This window comes from Pseudomonas sp. RC10, from assembly GCF_038397775.1.
GTDB lineage: Bacteria > Pseudomonadota > Gammaproteobacteria > Pseudomonadales > Pseudomonadaceae > Aquipseudomonas > Aquipseudomonas bambusae.
This window is the reverse complement of record NZ_CP151650.1, coordinates 5,023,493-5,040,991: the sequence shown is the minus strand read 5'-3', so window position 1 is coordinate 5,040,991 and position 17,499 is coordinate 5,023,493. Positions and strand designations below refer to the sequence as shown.

Here is a 17,499-nt window from a genome sequence, read left to right as displayed (position 1 = left end):
TCGTGAGATGTGGGGTTTTTTTTGCTTCACGCGGAGCGTCACGTGAGGCATTCCCACGCGGAGCGTGGGAACGATCAACAAAACCAATCCCCATAAAAAACCCCACCGAAGTGGGGTTCTTTCAACGCTCTGTTTCGTTCTTACGCTTGAACAACCGGGATGTTGGCGTTCGCAGCAGATTCACGGAACTCGGCGATCTGGTCGAAGCTCAGGTAGCGGTAGACATCGGCAGACATGCTGTCGATCTTGCCCGCGTACACCATGTACTCCTCGACGGTCGGCAGGCGACCCAGGATCGATGCAACGGACGCCAACTCGGCCGAGGCCAGGTAGACGTTCGCGCCGTCGCCGAGACGGTTCGGGAAGTTACGGGTCGAGGTCGAGACCACGGTGGCGTTCGGGTTCACACGTGCCTGGTTGCCCATGCACAGCGAGCAGCCCGGCATTTCCATGCGTGCGCCAGCCTTGCCGTAGATGCCGTAGTAGCCTTCTTCGGTCAGTTGATGAGCGTCCATTTTGGTCGGCGGCGACAGCCACAGACGGGTTGGCAGCTGACCTTTGACCTGATCCAGCAACTTACCGGCAGCGCGGAAGTGACCGATGTTGGTCATGCACGAACCGATGAACACTTCGTCGATCTTCTCGCCAGCAACGCTGGACAGCAGACGGGCGTCGTCCGGGTCGTTCGGCGCGCAGAGCACAGGCTCTTTGACGTCGGCCAGGTCGATCTCGATGATTTCAGCGTATTCCGCGTCGGCATCGGCTTCCAGCAGTTCAGGGTTGGCAATCCAGGCTTCCATCGCCTGGGCACGGCGCTCCAGCGTACGTGGATCACCGTAGCCTTCCGCGATCATCCAGCGCAGCAGGGTGATGTTGGAGCTGAGGTATTCGATGATCGGCTCTTTGGAGAGCTTGATGGTGCAACCGGCAGCCGAACGTTCGGCCGAGGCGTCGGACAGCTCGAAAGCCTGTTCGATGCTCAGGTTGTCCAGACCTTCGATTTCCAGGATACGACCCGAGAAGGCGTTTTTCTTGCCTTTTTTCTCGACGGTCAGCAGGCCTTTCTGGATCGCGTAGTAAGGAATCGCGTGAACCAGGTCACGCAGGGTGACGCCCGGTTGCAGCTTGCCTTTGAAACGGACCAGGATCGATTCCGGCATGTCCAGCGGCATGACACCAGTGGCAGCGGCGAACGCGACCAGACCGGAACCGGCCGGGAACGAGATACCGATCGGGAAACGGGTGTGGGAGTCGCCACCGGTGCCGACGGTGTCCGGCAGCAGCATGCGGTTCAACCAGCTGTGGATGATGCCGTCGCCCGGACGCAGCGAAACGCCGCCACGGGTCATGATGAAGTCAGGCAGGGTGTGGTGGGTCTTGACGTCGATCGGCTTTGGATAGGCCGCGGTGTGGCAGAACGACTGCATCACCAGGTCGGTCGAGAAGCCCAGGCACGCCAGGTCTTTCAGCTCGTCACGGGTCATTGGACCAGTGGTGTCCTGAGAACCGACGGTGGTCATCTTCGGCTCGCAGTAAGTACCTGGACGGATGCCGTCGGTGCCGCAGGCCTTGCCGACCATTTTCTGCGCCAGGGTGAAACCCTTGGTGCTGGCCGCTGGAACGTCAGGCAGCTTGAACAGGGTCGATGGTGGCAGACCCAGCTCGGTGCGCGCCTTGCCCGTCAGACCACGACCGATGATCAACGGAATACGGCCACCGGCGCGGACTTCGTCCAGCAGCACAGGGGTTTTCAGTTCGAACGTGGTGATCACTTCGTCGCTGTCGTGCTTGGTGACCTTGCCTTCGTACGGGTAAACGTCGATCACGTCGCCCATGTTGATGTTGGTCACATCGAATTCGATGGGCAGTGCGCCGGCATCTTCCATGGTGTTGTAGAAGATTGGAGCGATCTTGCTGCCGAAGCAGAAGCCGCCAGCGCGCTTGTTCGGCACGTAAGGAACGTCGTCACCGAAGAACCACAGCACCGAGTTGGTGGCGGATTTACGCGAAGAACCGGTACCGACCACGTCACCGACGTAGGCGATAGGGAAGCCTTGACCGCGCATTTCTTCGATCTGCTTCATCGGGCCGATGGCGCCTTGCACATCAGGCACGATGCCGTCGCGTGCCATTTTCAGCATGGCCAGGGCGTGCAGCGGGATGTCAGGACGGGACCAGGCATCCGGTGCAGGCGACAGGTCGTCGGTGTTGGTTTCGCCGGTGACCTTGAACACGCGCAGGCTGATCTTTTCAGCCAGGGTCGGACGCTTCTGGAACCACTCGCCGTCAGCCCAGGACTGCAGCACGCCTTGAGCGTGTGCGTTGCCGTTCTTGGCTTTTTCAGCGACGTCGTGGAAGGCGTCGAACATCAGCAGGGTGTGCTTCAGTTGCTCGGCTGCGACAGGTGCCAGATCGGCATCGTCCAGCAGGTCAACCATGGTCACGATGTTGTAGCCGCCCTGCATGGTGCCGAGCAGTTCTACAGCGCGCTTCTTGTCCAGCAGAGGGGAAGAGACTTCGCCCTTGGCCAGAGCGGAGAGGAAACCGGCTTTGACGTAGGCAGCTTCGTCAACGCCTGGTGGAACGCGGTTGGTGATCAGATCAAGGAGGACAGCTTCTTCGCCAGCCGGTGGGTTCTTCAGCAGCTCGACCAGGCCTGCGGTTTGTTCGGCGTTAAGCGGCTGGGGCACGATACCCTGGGCGGCACGCTCTTCGATGTGTTTACGGTAGGCTTCAAGCACAGTATTACCCTCATCAGTGGTCCCAAATGGGTGTCCGGGACGCTCATCCGGAAAAAGTCCGCGACCGTGCATGTCAAAACTTTTTGAGTTTTCAGGCAGGAAGCTGACGATCTCCAACAGAAGCTGTTTTCAAAGTTTTACGCCTGCATGAACGGCTCTGGGAGGGAGGGGACGCAGGATTACGCCTGCGTCGAACCGTACTGCGGGGTAAGGCTCCATAGGGAAAAGTGGGGCTTGCCGACTTTCCGTACAGATCCTGGACTGTGCTCGTGACGCTTTGAAAACAGCTTCCAACGGACATTGGCGCCTTAAAAGGCTCGGTGATTCTACGGCAAAAAAAAGGGAAAGGTAAGTTAGCCCCTACATCTTCGGGGGTGTACCGATTTAGACAAAGGGCTAACATGCGGGCTTGTTTCGTCCGCTGCCGTGTTTTTCCGCCATGCCCAACCACATCATCAAAACGCCCTGTGTCGGCCTGTGTTCCACCGTTTACGGGGACCTCGTGTGCCGGGGATGCAAGCGTTTTCACCACGAAGTCATTCACTGGAATGGCTACAACGAGGAAGAAAAGCGCGCGGTGTGGCTGCGGCTCGAACAATTGCTGGTGCAGGTAATGGCTGCGAAAGTCGAAGTGTTCGACCCCGGTTTGCTGCGGCAGCAGCTCGAACAGCGCAAAATCCGCTTCGTGCCGCAGCAGTCGGAGTATTGCTGGGCATACCAATTGATCGCGCGCGGGGCGAGGGTGATCAATAACGTGGAAGCGTACGGCATGGTGCTGATGCCCGAATTTCGCGACTGGCCGCTGCCTGAACTGCGCGATGCCATTGATCGGGAATTCTTCCTGCTGTCCGAAGCGCATTACGAACGTTACATCGCGCCGGGTTTCTTGAAGGATGCGATGGGGTAAGCGCCTCGGATCATCTGCGGGAGCCAATTCATTCGCGGAAATGCTTACAGACGACAATGATGTGCCGAATGTACTGGCCTTTCGCGAATGAATTCGCTCCCACAAGGGACGTGGTTATCGCGAAGTGGTCGTTTCAGAAGAGAAGCCGCATCAAGCCTGCGCCAGATGCTTCTTCAACTGCGCCACGATCTCCTCGCTTTTCAGCACCAGCACATCGCTTTCCAGCGAGTCCAGCACCACTTCTGCCGTGTTCCCGATCAGCGCGCCCGAAAATCCCGTCCGCGCCACGGTTCCAATGACGGTTACCGCCGCCTGTAAATGATGTGCTGTGAACGGGATCAGCACATCCGCCGGTCCCTCGGCAATGTGCAGGTGAGCATCGTCGATGTCGAACTCGGTCTGAAACGCCTTGCACTGTTCGCGATATTCCCCCTCGACGTGGGTCGGCAGTTGATACACCGGCTCTGCCGCCGACAGCGTGGGGGAGGGGTGCGCCGCGATCACGTGGAGTTCACCGCCCGCCATCTCTGCCAGGTCAAAACCGTGCTGGACGATGCTGTAGTGCAAGGCCGTGTGCTCGCCGTCCGGATTGCCGACATCGACGGCCGCCAGAATCGCCCCGCCTTTCCACGGCCTGTCGGACTTCACCATCAGCACCGGGCACGGGCAGTGGCGCAGCAATTTCCAGTCCGCCGGGGTGAGCAGGGCTCTTCTCAGAGTGCTGTCGGGAAAGTGCTGTTTGATGACCAGGTCCGCGCCCTGCGCCTGTTGCGCCTGGACGATGGTCTGGTGCGTGCTTTCGTGCCAGTTCTGCTCGGTGGTGACCTCGATCCCCTTGGCTTCCAGCACATGGCGAAGGTCCGACAGCAGTTCGCCGTGATCCGCACTTTTGTCGCACACCAACAGATGCAGGCTGGCCTCGGTGGCACGAGCGATCAGGCAAGCGCGGGGCATCGTGAGGTTGGCGGCCTGATCGGTGTCGGCGTTGGGTTCAATGACCACCAGAATCCTGCGAATCGCGTGCATGAGCGGATCTCCTTGGAAGACGTCATGAAACCTTCGACCCTGCTTGAGCTGTCGGGGTTCGCCCCTTGACTATAGCTGGCCCAGACGAGGCGACGCGTTGATCGGGGTCATCGGATTTCCAGCCCAAGAGGCTGGTTCTGCGCGTCGAGGCCCGTATAATGCTGCGCCTTTCCCACTCTGCCAGTCGTGAACCCATGCCGCTTTATCCAGACATCAATGCCTTCCTGCTTTGCCCGACCCCGGACGCCTGGGTTCAGGCCGCCTTGCAGAACCTGGATATCCTGCTGATCGACCACGCGAACAATGAAAAGAAAGCCGCCGGTGCGGCGTTCCAGTTCATGTTCCAGTACAACGACAAATTCGACCTCTTGGCGAAAATGTCGCGTCTGGCACGGGAAGAGTTGCGTCACTTCGAGCAGGTGATCGGCATCATCAAGAAGCGCGGCATCCCCATGGCCAACATCAGCTCGGCGCGTTATGCCGGGTCGTTGCGCAAGCTCGTTCGCACCCACAACCCCTACCGATTGACCGACGCGCTGATCGTCGGCGCCATTGTCGAAGCGCGCTCCTGCGAACGTTTCGCCGCACTGGTCCCGCATCTGGATGCCGACCTGTCGAAGTTCTACGCCAGCTTGCTCAAGTCCGAGGCCCGGCATTTTCAGGATTACCTGAAGCTGGCCTACACCTATGGCGACGAGGCGGACGTTAACGCCAAAATCGAAGAGATTCGCTTGGCGGAGCGCGAACTCATCGAAAGCCCGGACGAGGATTTCCGGTTTCACAGCGGCGTGCCTGCGCTGTAATTCCCAGCCGCCCAAGCACACTTCCTCTCATCCGACGAGCACATTCGTCTGGAACTCTGCATCCTAAAAATTGTTTCATTGTGTGTTTACTGCTTAGGCAGTAATATCAGCTCAAAATCACTGCCTAGGCAGATAATGGGTGGCTATCAATGGCACATTTCACTCCCGAGAGTTTTCAATGCAGCCTGCTGGGCATGCTGATCGGCCGAGCCGAGCAACTGAAAAACCGTATCCTCGACAAGCTGCTTGAACCCTACGAGCTGACGGCTCAGCAATTCAAAGTGCTGATCATCGTCGCGTTGTATGGCGCCGAAACACCGGCTGATCTCTGCCGTTCGCTGTGCCTGGACAGCGGCTCCATGACGCGCATGCTCGACCGTCTGGAGCAGAAAGACCTGCTGGCCCGTACCCGCTCCGAATCGGATCGGCGTCAGGTTCGCCTCGTGTTGACCGACGCCGGCAAAACGCTGTCGGACCTGTTGCCGCAGATCGGCGCAGAGGCCCTGAACGAAATGGTCGGGGTGTTGGACAAGGACGAACTGGCCATGCTGGAAAAATTGCTCACCAAGGTGCTGGTCGCGGCGGCGGACCCGATCACACTCGCCCGGATTGCAGCCAAATGAACATTCGATCCCCGCAGGGCTCGGCCTTGCGCACCTCTCTCAGTCTTGTGTTCGCCGCACTGGTCATGGCCGGTTGCGCGAACTCCAAAGGCTTGCACACCGAGGCCGTCGGCATCGACGCCAACAGCTTGCAGGCCGGAAACAGCCTCAATGGCATTAACCTGTCGCCAGCGGCCTGGCCGAAGCGCGACTGGTGGACCAGCCTGGGCGACCCTCAACTCAACGGCCTGATCACGGAAGCCCTGCGCGACAGCCCTGACATGCAGATCGCCGCCGCACGGACTCACCAGGCCAGTGCTGCCGCCTATGCCGCCGACGCCGAGCGCATGCCGACCGTCGATGCCAACGCCAGCGTCAGCCGTTCTCGTCTGGCCAAGGATCAGGACCCGACCGGCACGGGCGACCGTTACAGCACGCTGCGCAGTCTGGGCGCCAGCTTCAATTACAACTTCGACCTGTGGGGCGGCCAGCGTGCTGCCTGGGAAGCGGCGTTGGGCCAGGCCCGCGCGTCTGAAATCGACCAGCGCGCCGCGCAGTTGACCCTTGCGGCCGACGTCGCCCGCGCCTACAGCGATCTGGGTCAGGCCTACATCGTTCGCGATCTGGCCGCCGACGACCTGAAACGCACGCGGCAATTGCTGGAGCTGGGCGCCCGTCGCTTCAAGTCCGGCATCGACAGCGAGTACCAATACCAGCAGACCGAAAGCCTGGAAGCCAGCTCTCGCGAGGCCTTGGTCGACGCCGACAAACGCCTGCGCACCGCCAAGATCACCCTGGCCGTGTTGATGGGCAAAGGCCCGGATCGCGGCGAAGAGCTGGCGCGTCCGACCGTGCTGAAGCCTGCGGTCGTCGCCCTGCCGTCGGTGGTGCCGGCTGAATTGCTCGGCCGTCGCCCTGATCTGGTGGCTGCCCGCTGGCGGGTCGAGGCCGCGAACAAGGACATCGCGGTCAGCAAGACCAACTTCTACCCGAACCTGAACCTCAGTGCGTCGGCTGGGGTGGAGTCGCTGCTGGGTGACGCGATGTTCGGTTCGGCGAGCCGCTTCTTTAACGTCGCGCCGACCGTTTCGTTGCCGATCTTCGATGGCGGTCGCCGTCGCGCCGACCTCGATGCCCGGGACGCCGACTACGACCTGGCCGTCGCGCAGTACAACAAAAGCCTGGTGCGTGCCTTGGGTGATGTCAGCGACAACATCGGCCAATTGCGTTCGATCAGCGGGCAGATCGACGCCCGTCAGCAGGCCACCGACGTCATTCAGAAGTCCTACAACACCGTCGTTCAGCGCTACTCATCGGGGATCGGCAACTACCTCGATGTGTTGAGCGTTGAGCAGCAACTGCTGCAATCGCAACGCCAACTGGCTGATCTGAACGCGGAACGAATCGATCTTTCGATCCAGTTGATGCAGGCACTGGGGGGAGGCTTTGAAGAGAGCAAGCCCGGCGAAAACGCCGCCCCGGCCGTCCCGTCAACTGCATCGCTGACCCATTAAGGTAATCGTCATGGCCAACGCCGATAGCGAAAACAACCCAGCAAACGAACAACAGAACGACGCTCAGAAGCCGGGCGAACAGCAGAACCAGAATGGTCAGAAGGACCAGAAGGACCAGAAAGACCAGAAGGCCGCGCCGGGTCAGCCGCAGAAAAACCCGCGCAAGCGCAAACTGCTGATGTTTGGCCTGTTGATCATCGTGATCCTCGCCGGTATCGGCGTCTGGGCCTGGTATGAGATTTACGGCCAGTGGTACGAAAGCACCGACGACGCCTACGTCAACGGCAACGTGGTGGAGATCACTCCGCAAACCACGGGCACGGTGGTCAGTATCGGCGCCGACGATGGCGATCTGGTTCGCGAAGGGCAGGTGCTGGTGCAGTTCGACCCGAACGACGCCGAAGTTGCATTGCAAAGTGCTGAAGCGAATCTGGGCAAGGTCGTGCGTCAGGTGCGTGGTCTCTACAGCAATGTGGACGGCATCAAGGCGCAATTGGCCGCCCAGCGTGCCGAGGTCAAACGGGCTCAGGACAACTACAACCGTCGTCGCAACCTGGCAGCGGGCGGGGCAATTTCCCAGGAAGAGCTGTCCCACGCGCAGGATGACCTGACCAGTGCGCAAAACGCCCTGAACAACATCCAGCAGCAACTGGTGACCAGCACCGCGCTGGTGGACGACACCAACGTGGCGTCGCATCCGGACGTGAAAGCGGCCGCGTCGCAGTTCCGTCAGGCTTACCTGAACAGCGCCCGCAGCACGCTGATTGCGCCGGTCACGGGCTATGTCGCCAAGCGTACGGTGCAGCTGGGTCAGCGCGTTCAGCCGGGTACGGCGCTGATGGCGGTGATCCCGCTGGATCAGGTGTGGATCGATGCGAACTTCAAGGAAACCCAGCTGGGCAAGATGCGCATCGGCCAGCCGGTGGACATCGAAGCGGACCTGTACGGCAGCGACGTGAAATACAGCGGCACCGTGGACAGCGTCGGCGCCGGGACCGGCAGCGCGTTTGCCCTGCTGCCCGCGCAGAACGCCACGGGTAACTGGATCAAGATCGTGCAACGGGTGCCGGTGCGGATTCACATCAACCCTGACGAACTGAAGCAAAACCCGCTGCGTATCGGCCTGTCCACCGTCGTTGACGTGAACCTGCACGACCAGAATGGCCCGGTGCTGGCGCAACAGCCGCCTAAACAGGCCTCTTTCACCACCGACGTGTACGTCAAGCAACTGGCCGAAGCCGACACCCTGATCGGGCGCCTGATTCACGAGAACAGCGCCTCCGGCCCGAACAAGGCTGCCCAGCGCTAACCCGCCGATTCATTGGCTCCGACTCTCAGGTCGGGGCCATTTCCAAGAGTCAAAGGATTCGCGATGAGTAACAACGCTCCCGCTTCTTTCACGCCGCCCAGCCTGGTCTTGAGCACCATCGGCCTGTCGCTGGCGACGTTCATGCAGGTGCTGGACACCACCATTGCCAACGTTGCGCTGCCGACGATTTCCGGCAACCTGGGAGTGAGTTCGGACCAGGGCACCTGGGTTATCACCTCGTTTGCAGTCAGTAACGCCATTGCGCTGCCATTGACCGGCTGGCTGAGCCGTCGTTTTGGCGAGGTGAAGCTTTTTATATGGGCGACGCTGCTGTTCGTGATTGCCTCGTTCTTGTGTGGCATTTCGACGTCGATGCCTGAACTCGTGGGCTTCAGGGTGGTGCAAGGTCTGGTCGCAGGCCCGCTGTACCCGATGGCGCAAACGCTGTTGATCGCCGTCTATCCTCCGGCGAAACGGGGGATGGCACTGGCACTGCTGGCGATGGTCACGGTGGCGGCACCGATTGCCGGGCCGATTCTCGGCGGCTGGATCACGGACAGTTATGCCTGGCCGTGGATCTTCTTCATCAACGTGCCGATTGGCCTGTTCGCCGCGTTCGTGGTGCGCACCCAATTGGCGGCACGCCCGGTGAACATCGTCCGACAGCCCATGGACTATATCGGGCTGATCACCCTGATCATCGGCGTGGGGGCCTTGCAGGTGGTGCTCGACAAGGGCAATGACCTGGACTGGTTCTCGTCGAACTTCATCATCATCGGTTCGGTGATTTCGGCCATTGGCATAGCGGCCTTCATCATCTGGGAGTTGACCGATGAGCACCCGGTGGTGAACTTGCGGCTGTTTTCGTTCCGCAACTTCAGGGTCGGGACCATTTGTCTGGTGTTGGGGTACGCGGGCTTTTTCGGGATCAACCTGATTTTGCCGCAATGGTTGCAGACGCAGATGGGCTACACGCCGACATATGCGGGGCTGGCCGTGGCGCCGTTGGGGATATTGCCAGTGCTGCTGTCGCCGTTCGTGGGCAAGTACGCGCCGAAGTTCGACCTGCGGCTATTGGCGGGGCTGGCGTTTCTGGTCATCGGCATGAGCTGTTTCATGCGCTCGAATTTCACGAGTCAGGTGGATTTCTACCACATCGCGATGGTGCAGCTGTTCATGGGGGCGGGGATTGCGGTGTTCTTCATGCCGACCTTGAGCATCCTGCTGTCGGACCTGCCGCCGTCGCAGATTGCCGACGGTTCGGGGCTGGCGACGTTTTTGCGTAACCTCGGCGGCAGCTTCGCGGCCTCGTTGACGACCTGGATCTGGATTCGCCGGGCGAACATGCACCACGCGTACCTCAGCGAAAACGTGAACACCTACGAACCGACCACGCGACACGCGCTGGACATGCTGGGCGGCCCAAGCAACCAGGCCTACGCGCAGCTCGACAGCATGGTCACCAGCCAGGCCTACATGATGTCCACGGTGGATTATTTCTACATGATGGGCTGGGGGTTCATGGTCCTGATCTTCATCATCTGGATGGCCAAACCGCCGTTCGCCGCCAAGGCCGGGCCGGGGGCAGGGCATTGAGGCACCAGCCATTGTAGGAGCGCGCTTGCCCGCGATGGCGGTATGTCAGACGCATCGTTGTCGCAGGCCTGACGCCATCGCGGGCAAGCGCGCTCCTACGAGGTTTGCGTACACCGCAGAGGGTTCGTCTGGCACCTATCTACAGGGTGTGTGGTGTCTGGAAGTCCTGTGGCAACCCCAACGGCTGCTCCTGCACAAACCCGAACGAGGTCAGTTGAAAGCCTTGTTCATCGACCTGCAACGCCCATCCTTCCCGATCCCAATCCCCCAGCACGATCCGTTGCGCGGTGTCGTTGCCTATCTGCAATTTGTGAATGGCGGGGCGGTGGGTGTGGCCGTGGATCAGGGTTTTTACCCCATATTCGGACATGATCCGCGGGACTTCTTCCGGGGTCACGTCAACGATGTCGTTGGCTTTCATGCGGGTCTGCGCGCGGCTTTCACTGCGCAACTTGCGCGCGAGTTTATGCCGGGTGCTCAAGGGCAGATGGCGCAGGACCCATAAAGTCAGTGGATTGCGCAGGTAGCGGCGCATACGCATATAGGCTTCGTCGCGGGTACACAGGCTGTCGCCGTGCATCAACAACACCGGCTCACCGTTGAATGGCACGACACTCGGGTCTTGCAACAGGGTGCAGCCTGCGGCTTTGCAAAAAGCCTTGCCGATCAGAAAATCGCGATTGCCGTGCATCAGGAACACCTGCGTGCCGCTGTCGCTCAAGGCGCGCAGGGCTTCGCAGATCGAGCGCTGGAAAGGCGACATCGCGTCATCGCCAATCCAGACCTCGAAAAAATCCCCGAGGATATACAGCGACTCGGCCCCACGGGCGCGGTCGCTGAGCAGATCCAGAAACGCCCGGGTAATGTCCGGACGTCCTTCTTCCAGATGCAGATCGGAGATCAGCAATATCACTCAACGATCTCGGCTTTCTCGATGATCACGTCGTCAGCCGGTACGTCCTGGTGGCCTGCTTTGGAAGTGGTGGCGACGCTTTTGATCTTGTCGACCACGTCCGAACCTTCGACCACTTCACCGAACACCGCATAGCCCCAGCCTTGAACGGTCTTGGCGCTGTGGTTCAGGAAGCTGTTGTCAGCGACGTTGATGAAGAACTGGGCCGAGGCAGAGTGCGGCTCCATGGTACGGGCCATGGCCACGCTGTACTTCTTGTTCGGCAGGCCGTTGTCGGCTTCGTTCTGGATGCTTGGGCGCTTGTCTTTCTTCTCTTTCATGCCTGGCTCGAAACCGCCGCCCTGGACCATGAAATTGCCGATGACGCGGTGGAACACGGTGTTGCTGTAGTGGCCAGCGTTGACGTATTCGATGAAGTTGGCAACGGTGATCGGCGCTTTCTCAGCGTTCAGTTGCAGGACGATGTCACCGTGGTTGGTGGTCAGTTTTACTTTGGACATGTTCGAATCGCTCTTTTGGAATTCGTGGTTGGACGTGTCGATCGCGGTTTACAGCATAGAAGCTGGCTGCAAGGGCCGCTGATTCACCCTGGCGCGCAGTTTACAGAGGCAGGTTGCCCTACGGGTAGTTGCAATTAAACCCGCGGCCTGAAATCACCTGCCAGGTATCTCGACAGTTTTGTCACTGCGCGCTGTCAGGGGCTTGACAGGTTCGGCTATGATAGGCGCTTTGATTTATTCGGCCTACCCTGGCCAAGACTGTCAGGTTTTCAAGGATCCTATGAGCAAGCCCACTCAAGACGCTGCTGCCAACACCAAGGCAGGCCCTGCAATTCCAACCAACTTCCTGCGCCCCATCGTGCAGGCAGACCTGGATTCGGGTAAGCACACCCAGATCGTGACCCGTTTCCCGCCGGAGCCCAACGGCTACCTGCACATCGGTCATGCCAAGTCGATCTGCGTCAACTTCGGTCTGGCTCAGGAATTCGGTGGCGTTACGCACCTGCGTTTCGACGACACCAACCCGGCCAAGGAAGACCAGGAATACATCGACGCCATTGAAAACGACGTCAAATGGCTGGGCTTTCAATGGTCCGGTGAAGTGCGCTACGCCTCGCAGTATTTCGATCAACTGCACGACTGGGCCGTCGAGCTGATCAAGGCGGGCAAAGCCTATGTTGACGACCTGACCCCTGAACAAGCGCGCGAATACCGCGGCACCCTGACAGAACCGGGCAAGAACAGCCCGTTCCGTGAGCGCGGCGTCGAGGAAAACCTGGACCTGTTCGCCCGCATGAAGGCCGGTGAGTTCGAAGACGGCGCCCGCGTGCTGCGCGCCAAGATCGACATGGCCTCGCCGAACATGAACCTGCGCGACCCGATCCTGTACCGCATTCGCCACGCCCATCACCACCAGACGGGCGACAAGTGGTGCATCTACCCGATCTACGACTTCACCCACGGTCAGTCGGACGCCATCGAAGGCATCACCCACTCGATCTGCACCCTGGAATTCGAAAGCCACCGTCCGCTGTACGACTGGTTCCTCGACAACTTGTCGGTGCCGTGCAAGCCGCGCCAGTACGAGTTCTCGCGCCTGAACCTGAACTACACCATCACCAGCAAGCGCAAGCTCAAGCAACTGGTCGATGAAAAGCACGTCAACGGTTGGGACGACCCACGCATGTCGACCCTGTCGGGCTTCCGCCGTCGCGGCTATACCCCGGCGTCGATCCGCAATTTCTGCGAAATGATCGGCACCAACCGTTCCGACGGCGTGGTCGATTTCGGCATGCTCGAATTCAGCATCCGTCAGGACTTGGACCACAACGCCCCGCGTGCGATGTGCGTGCTGCGTCCATTGAAGGTCGTGATCACTAACTATCCGGAAGACAAGGTCGATCACCTCGAACTGCCGCGTCATCCACAGAAAGAAGAACTGGGCGTGCGCAAGCTGCCGTTCTCCCGCGAGATCTACATCGACCGCGACGACTACATGGAAGAGCCGCCGAAGGGCTACAAACGCCTGGAGCCGAACGGTGAAGTGCGCCTGCGTGGCAGCTACGTGATCCGCGCCGACGAGGCGATCAAGGACGCCGAGGGCAACATCGTCGAACTGCGCTGCTCGTACGACCCGGACACTCTGGGCAAGAACCCGGAAGGCCGTAAGGTCAAGGGCGTGGTCCACTGGGTCCCCGCCGCTGAAAGCATTGAATGTGAAGTGCGTCTGTACGACCGTCTGTTCCTCTCCGCGAACCCGGAAAAGGCAGAAGAGGGCAAGACCTTCCTGGACAACATCAATCCAGGCTCCTTGCAGGTCCTGACCGGTTGTCGGGCTGAACCTTCCTTGGGTGAAGCTCAGCCGGAAGACCGTTTCCAGTTCGAACGCGAAGGGTATTTCTGCGCGGACATCAAGGACTCGAAACCCGGTCAGCCGGTATTCAACCGCACCGTCACGCTGCGTGACGCGTGGACTTGATGCCGTACAGATAAGAGGCAGAACGTGCTTTCCATTTACAACACGCTCACCAAGAGCAAAGAAGTCTTCAAGCCGTTGGACGGCAACAAAGTGCGCATGTACGTCTGCGGCATGACCGTGTACGACTATTGCCACCTGGGCCACGGCCGCAGCATGGTCGCGTTCGACCTGGTCACCCGCTGGTTGCGTTTCAGCGGCTACGACCTGACCTACGTGCGCAACATCACCGACATCGACGACAAGATCATCAACCGCGCCCGTGAAAAAGGCGAAGCGTTCGATGAGCTGACCGCGCGCATGATCGACGCGATGCACGAGGACGAAGCGCGCCTGAACATCCTCAAGCCCGACATGGAGCCGCGTGCCACCGATTACATCGGCGGCATGCACGACATGATCCAGAGCCTGATCGACAAGGGCTACGCCTACGCGCCGGGCAATGGCGACGTGTACTACCGCGTCGGCAAATTCCTGGGCTACGGCAAGCTGTCGCGCAAGAAGATCGAAGATTTGCGCATCGGTGCGCGGATCGAGGTCGACGAAGCGAAAGACGACCCGCTGGACTTCGTGTTGTGGAAAGGCGTCAAGCCGGGCGAGCCGAGCTGGGAATCGCCGTGGGGCGCCGGTCGTCCGGGCTGGCACATCGAATGCTCGGTGATGTCCACCTGCTGCCTCGGCGAGACCTTCGACATTCATGGCGGCGGCTCCGACCTGGAATTCCCGCACCACGAAAACGAAATCGCCCAAAGCGAAGCGGCCACCGGCAAGACCTACGCCAACGCCTGGATGCACTGCGGCATGATCCGCATCAATGGCGAGAAGATGTCCAAGTCTCTGAACAACTTCTTCACCATCCGCGACGTGCTGGATAAATACCATCCGGAAGTGGTGCGCTACCTGTTGGTGTCGAGCCACTACCGCAGTGCGATCAACTACTCCGAAGACAGCCTGAAAGAGTCGAAGGGCGCGCTGGAGCGTTTCTATCACGCGCTCAAAGGCTTGCCGGTCGCCGAGCCTGCCGGTGGTGAGGCGTTCGTCGAACGTTTCTCGGCGGCGATGAACGACGACTTCGGCACGCCGGAAGCCTGTGCGGTGCTGTTCGAGATGGTCCGCGAGATCAACCGCCTGCGTGACAGCGATGTCACGGCTGCGGCCGGTCTGGCGGCGCGCCTGAAGCAACTGGCCAGCGTGCTGGGCGTGTTGCAGCTTGAAGCCGACGACTTCCTGCGCGCAGGCGCTGAAGGCCGTGTCGATGCGGCGGAAGTGGAAGCGCTGATTGCAGCGCGTCTGCAGGCTCGCGTTGACAAGAACTGGGCCGAATCCGACCGCATCCGCGACCAGCTCACCGCCATGGGCGTGGTGCTGGAAGACGGCAAAGGCGCAACGACCTGGCGATTGGCGGATTGATTCCAGCGAGGTGAGAGCGGTGTGTCAGTCGCACCGCCTTCGCTGCCGTCGTAACCTCCGGCGTCTCCCACAGGTTTTGTGATCGACACCGAACCTGTGGGAGCTTCTGGAGGTTACGACAGTGGCGAAGGCGATGGCGCTGACACACCGCTTTTGCTGATCGTCCCCACGCTCCGCGTGGGAACGATCTCGAATCTCGAAACGCGATCAACCTGTGGGAGCGAATTCATTCGCGAAGGCGTCGGGTCAGGCGCCACTTATCTCGAATCAGAAACCCTGTTCGCGCAGCCGTTTGTACAAGGTATTCCGACTCACCCCCAGCCGCTTGGCCAGCTGCGAAATATTCCCCCCGGCCGCCTGCAGCAGCTCGTTCAACTCCTCCGGCGTATCTAGCGCGGCCTTACGATTGAACGCCGTCACCCGCTCGCTGTTCTCGCTCTGCATCTCCAGATCGGCGAGCTCCAGATCAGCAAAGAAGTCCTCCGGCAGATGCTCGGTAGAAATCGGCTCGTCATCCGCCAGCGCCAGCGCCACCTGAATCACATTGCTCAACTGACGCAAATTCCCCGGCCACGGATGCCGCTCGAACAACGCCAACACCGACGACTCGAAGCCCGCCGTCTGCTGGGGTTCGCGATGCTGCTGCCAGATCATCTGCACCAGTTCCGCCTTGTCGGTACGGTCGCGCAGGGGCGGCAATTCAAGGTTCAAGCCGCTGATGCGGTAGTACAAATCCTGCCGGAAACGCCCGCTCTGCACCTGTTCGCGCAGCGAACAGTGGGTTGCGGAAATCACCCGAATGTCCACCGGAAACAACTCGCTGCTGCCCAGCGGTTGCACGCAACGCTCCTGCAGCACGCGCAGCAAACGGGCCTGGACGGGCAGGGGCATGTCGCCGATTTCATCGAGAAACAGCGTGCCCTTGTCCGCCTTGCGAATCAGGCCGACGCTCCCTTTCTGGTGAGCGCCCGTGAACGCGCCTTTTTCGTAACCGAACAGCTCGGCCTCCACCAACTCCGAGGGAATGGCGGCGCAGTTCACCGCAATGAACGGCTGATCAGCCCGGGAGCTGCGTTGATGCAGGTGTTTGACGAACACTTCTTTGCCCGCGCCAGTCTCGCCGAGAATCAACAGCGGCACGTTTTTCTCTAACAAACGCTGCGCTTGCCGCGTGGCTTTCGCAACCTTTTCATCGCCAAAACCGGGCGGGGCGGTGTCGGGTTTCTTCAGCTCAGTCGCAGCCCTGAATTTCAGCACTGGGGCCTTGGGCCGTTTGATCACCCCGTGAAACCGGTTATGCCCCGAGGCTTGCAGCGCGAAAGGCTGACCTTCCTGCTGATCGAGCAAATGCGCAATGGGCGCCTTGAACAGTTGCTCGATGTTGGCCTGCACCAGACGTACGCCCAAGAGGTTGTCGGCCCGGCGATTGGCGCAAACGATACGGCCGCTTTCATCGAATACCAGCAAACCAGCCCATTGGCTGTCGAGGTTGTTCAGCCCGGTGTTGAACGTCATCTGAAAATAGCCGTGCTGGAACTGGTCCAGGATCAGCCGGTTCTCAATGGTCTGGCTCATCATCTTCACCATCCCCAGCGTGTGGGAGGGTGGCAGGAAGCTGTCGCTGGACACATCGAGCACCGCGACCATACGGCGCGAGGCATCGAAAATCGGCGCCGCAGAGCCCGTCATGAAACGGTTGGCCTTCAAAAAGTGTTCATCGTGTTCAATGTGAACAGCCTGTTCACAGGCCAGCGCCGTGCCGATGGCGTTGGTGCCGACCCCGCGTTCGAGCCAACTGGCCCCGGCGATGAACCCCCGCTGCTGATCCGGTTCGACGAAGCGCTTGGTGCCCCACGAATTGAGCACCTGGCCTTGTTGGTCAGCCAGCAGAATCAGGCAGTTGGAGTTGCTGAGAATGTTCTCGTAGAAGGGCAGCACCTGTTGATGGGTGGTCTGCACCAGCGACTGATGGCGTTCCAGCAGCTGAGAAACCTGCTGTTCAGGCAGCCGATTGAAGGCGGGGCGTGACTGATGGTCCAGGCCGAACTCTCGGCAGCGGGCCCATGAGTCCCGAATGATGGTGTCGTGAGCAGTGGATGCGCCTGTAGCGGCCATGGTCTGGCTCCGTCCGGTAGCTATTATTGTTTTTGGGGTACGGCGTGGGCCAAGCATCCGTGCTCGAAACGTTCACCCATTGTTGTTC

General features: G+C 60.2%; 13 protein-coding genes. 8 read left to right on the top strand and 5 right to left on the bottom strand.

The genetic code is table 11. From position 1 onward, the window contains the following. Window positions 1-140: 140 nt before the first annotated feature. Entirely contained in the window at window positions 141-2,741 is a 2,601-nt protein-coding gene (gene acnB / locus AAEO81_RS23000) for a bifunctional aconitate hydratase 2/2-methylisocitrate dehydratase (protein ID WP_166593245.1), read from the bottom strand. Window positions 2,742-3,180: 439 nt separating this feature from the next. On the opposite strand from acnB, the gene AAEO81_RS22995 reads away from it, so the two are divergent. After that, entirely contained in the window at window positions 3,181-3,648 is a 468-nt protein-coding gene (locus AAEO81_RS22995; RefSeq protein WP_166593792.1) for a DUF1289 domain-containing protein, read from the top strand. Window positions 3,649-3,798: 150 nt separating this feature from the next. Here AAEO81_RS22995 and AAEO81_RS22990 read toward each other — a convergent pair whose 3' ends face one another. After that, window positions 3,799-4,674 carry a universal stress protein gene (locus tag AAEO81_RS22990; protein WP_341959292.1) on the bottom strand — a complete coding sequence of 292 codons (876 nt, stop codon included), beginning with the start codon at window positions 4,672-4,674 and terminating at the stop codon, window positions 3,799-3,801. Between the two features lie 194 nt (window positions 4,675-4,868). Here AAEO81_RS22990 and miaE point away from each other — a divergent pair, with 194 nt between their 5' ends. The 5 genes from miaE (at window position 4,869) to AAEO81_RS22965 (ending at window position 10,498) form a co-directional block, all read left to right on the top strand. Beyond that, window positions 4,869-5,477 (top strand): tRNA isopentenyl-2-thiomethyl-A-37 hydroxylase MiaE, encoded by a 609-nt coding sequence (gene miaE / locus AAEO81_RS22985; RefSeq protein ID WP_341964603.1) that lies wholly within the window; start codon window positions 4,869-4,871, stop codon window positions 5,475-5,477. A 149-nt stretch (window positions 5,478-5,626) separates the two neighbouring features. Then, a complete protein-coding gene (locus AAEO81_RS22980; protein ID WP_166593242.1) occupies window positions 5,627-6,100 on the top strand; it encodes a MarR family transcriptional regulator in 474 nt (157 codons plus the stop codon). Continuing rightward, window positions 6,097-7,593: an efflux transporter outer membrane subunit gene (locus AAEO81_RS22975; protein ID WP_341959289.1), complete on the top strand. Its 1,497-nt coding sequence runs from the start codon at window positions 6,097-6,099 to the stop codon at window positions 7,591-7,593. The genes AAEO81_RS22980 and AAEO81_RS22975 overlap by 4 nt, the downstream gene beginning before the upstream one ends. Window positions 7,594-7,603: 10 nt before the next feature. Further along, window positions 7,604-8,902 (top strand): HlyD family efflux transporter periplasmic adaptor subunit, encoded by a 1,299-nt coding sequence (locus AAEO81_RS22970; protein ID WP_341959287.1) that lies wholly within the window; start codon window positions 7,604-7,606, stop codon window positions 8,900-8,902. A gap of 63 nt (window positions 8,903-8,965) precedes the next feature. Continuing rightward, window positions 8,966-10,498: a DHA2 family efflux MFS transporter permease subunit gene (locus AAEO81_RS22965; RefSeq protein WP_341959286.1), complete on the top strand. Its 1,533-nt coding sequence runs from the start codon at window positions 8,966-8,968 to the stop codon at window positions 10,496-10,498. 139 nt (window positions 10,499-10,637) lie between these two features. Here AAEO81_RS22965 and lpxH read toward each other — a convergent pair whose 3' ends face one another. After that, window positions 10,638-11,411 (bottom strand): UDP-2,3-diacylglucosamine diphosphatase, encoded by a 774-nt coding sequence (gene lpxH, locus AAEO81_RS22960; RefSeq protein WP_341959284.1) that lies wholly within the window; start codon window positions 11,409-11,411, stop codon window positions 10,638-10,640. Then, on the bottom strand, window positions 11,408-11,911 hold the full coding sequence (locus tag AAEO81_RS22955) for a peptidylprolyl isomerase (RefSeq protein ID WP_341959283.1): 504 nt from the start codon (window positions 11,909-11,911) through the stop codon (window positions 11,408-11,410). Before AAEO81_RS22955 ends, lpxH begins: the two co-directional genes overlap by 4 nt. Window positions 11,912-12,191: 280 nt before the next feature. Between AAEO81_RS22955 and AAEO81_RS22950 the strand changes: the two genes are divergently transcribed. Next, window positions 12,192-13,889 (top strand): glutamine--tRNA ligase/YqeY domain fusion protein, encoded by a 1,698-nt coding sequence (locus AAEO81_RS22950; protein WP_341959282.1) that lies wholly within the window; start codon window positions 12,192-12,194, stop codon window positions 13,887-13,889. A gap of 24 nt (window positions 13,890-13,913) precedes the next feature. After that, window positions 13,914-15,296 carry a cysteine--tRNA ligase gene (gene cysS / locus AAEO81_RS22945; RefSeq protein WP_341959280.1) on the top strand — a complete coding sequence of 461 codons (1,383 nt, stop codon included), beginning with the start codon at window positions 13,914-13,916 and terminating at the stop codon, window positions 15,294-15,296. Between the two features lie 267 nt (window positions 15,297-15,563). Here the strand turns inward: cysS and AAEO81_RS22940 are convergent, their stop codons facing one another. Then, a complete protein-coding gene (locus tag AAEO81_RS22940) occupies window positions 15,564-17,411 on the bottom strand; it encodes a sigma-54-dependent Fis family transcriptional regulator (protein WP_341959278.1) in 1,848 nt (615 codons plus the stop codon). Window positions 17,412-17,499: the final 88 nt, after the last annotated feature.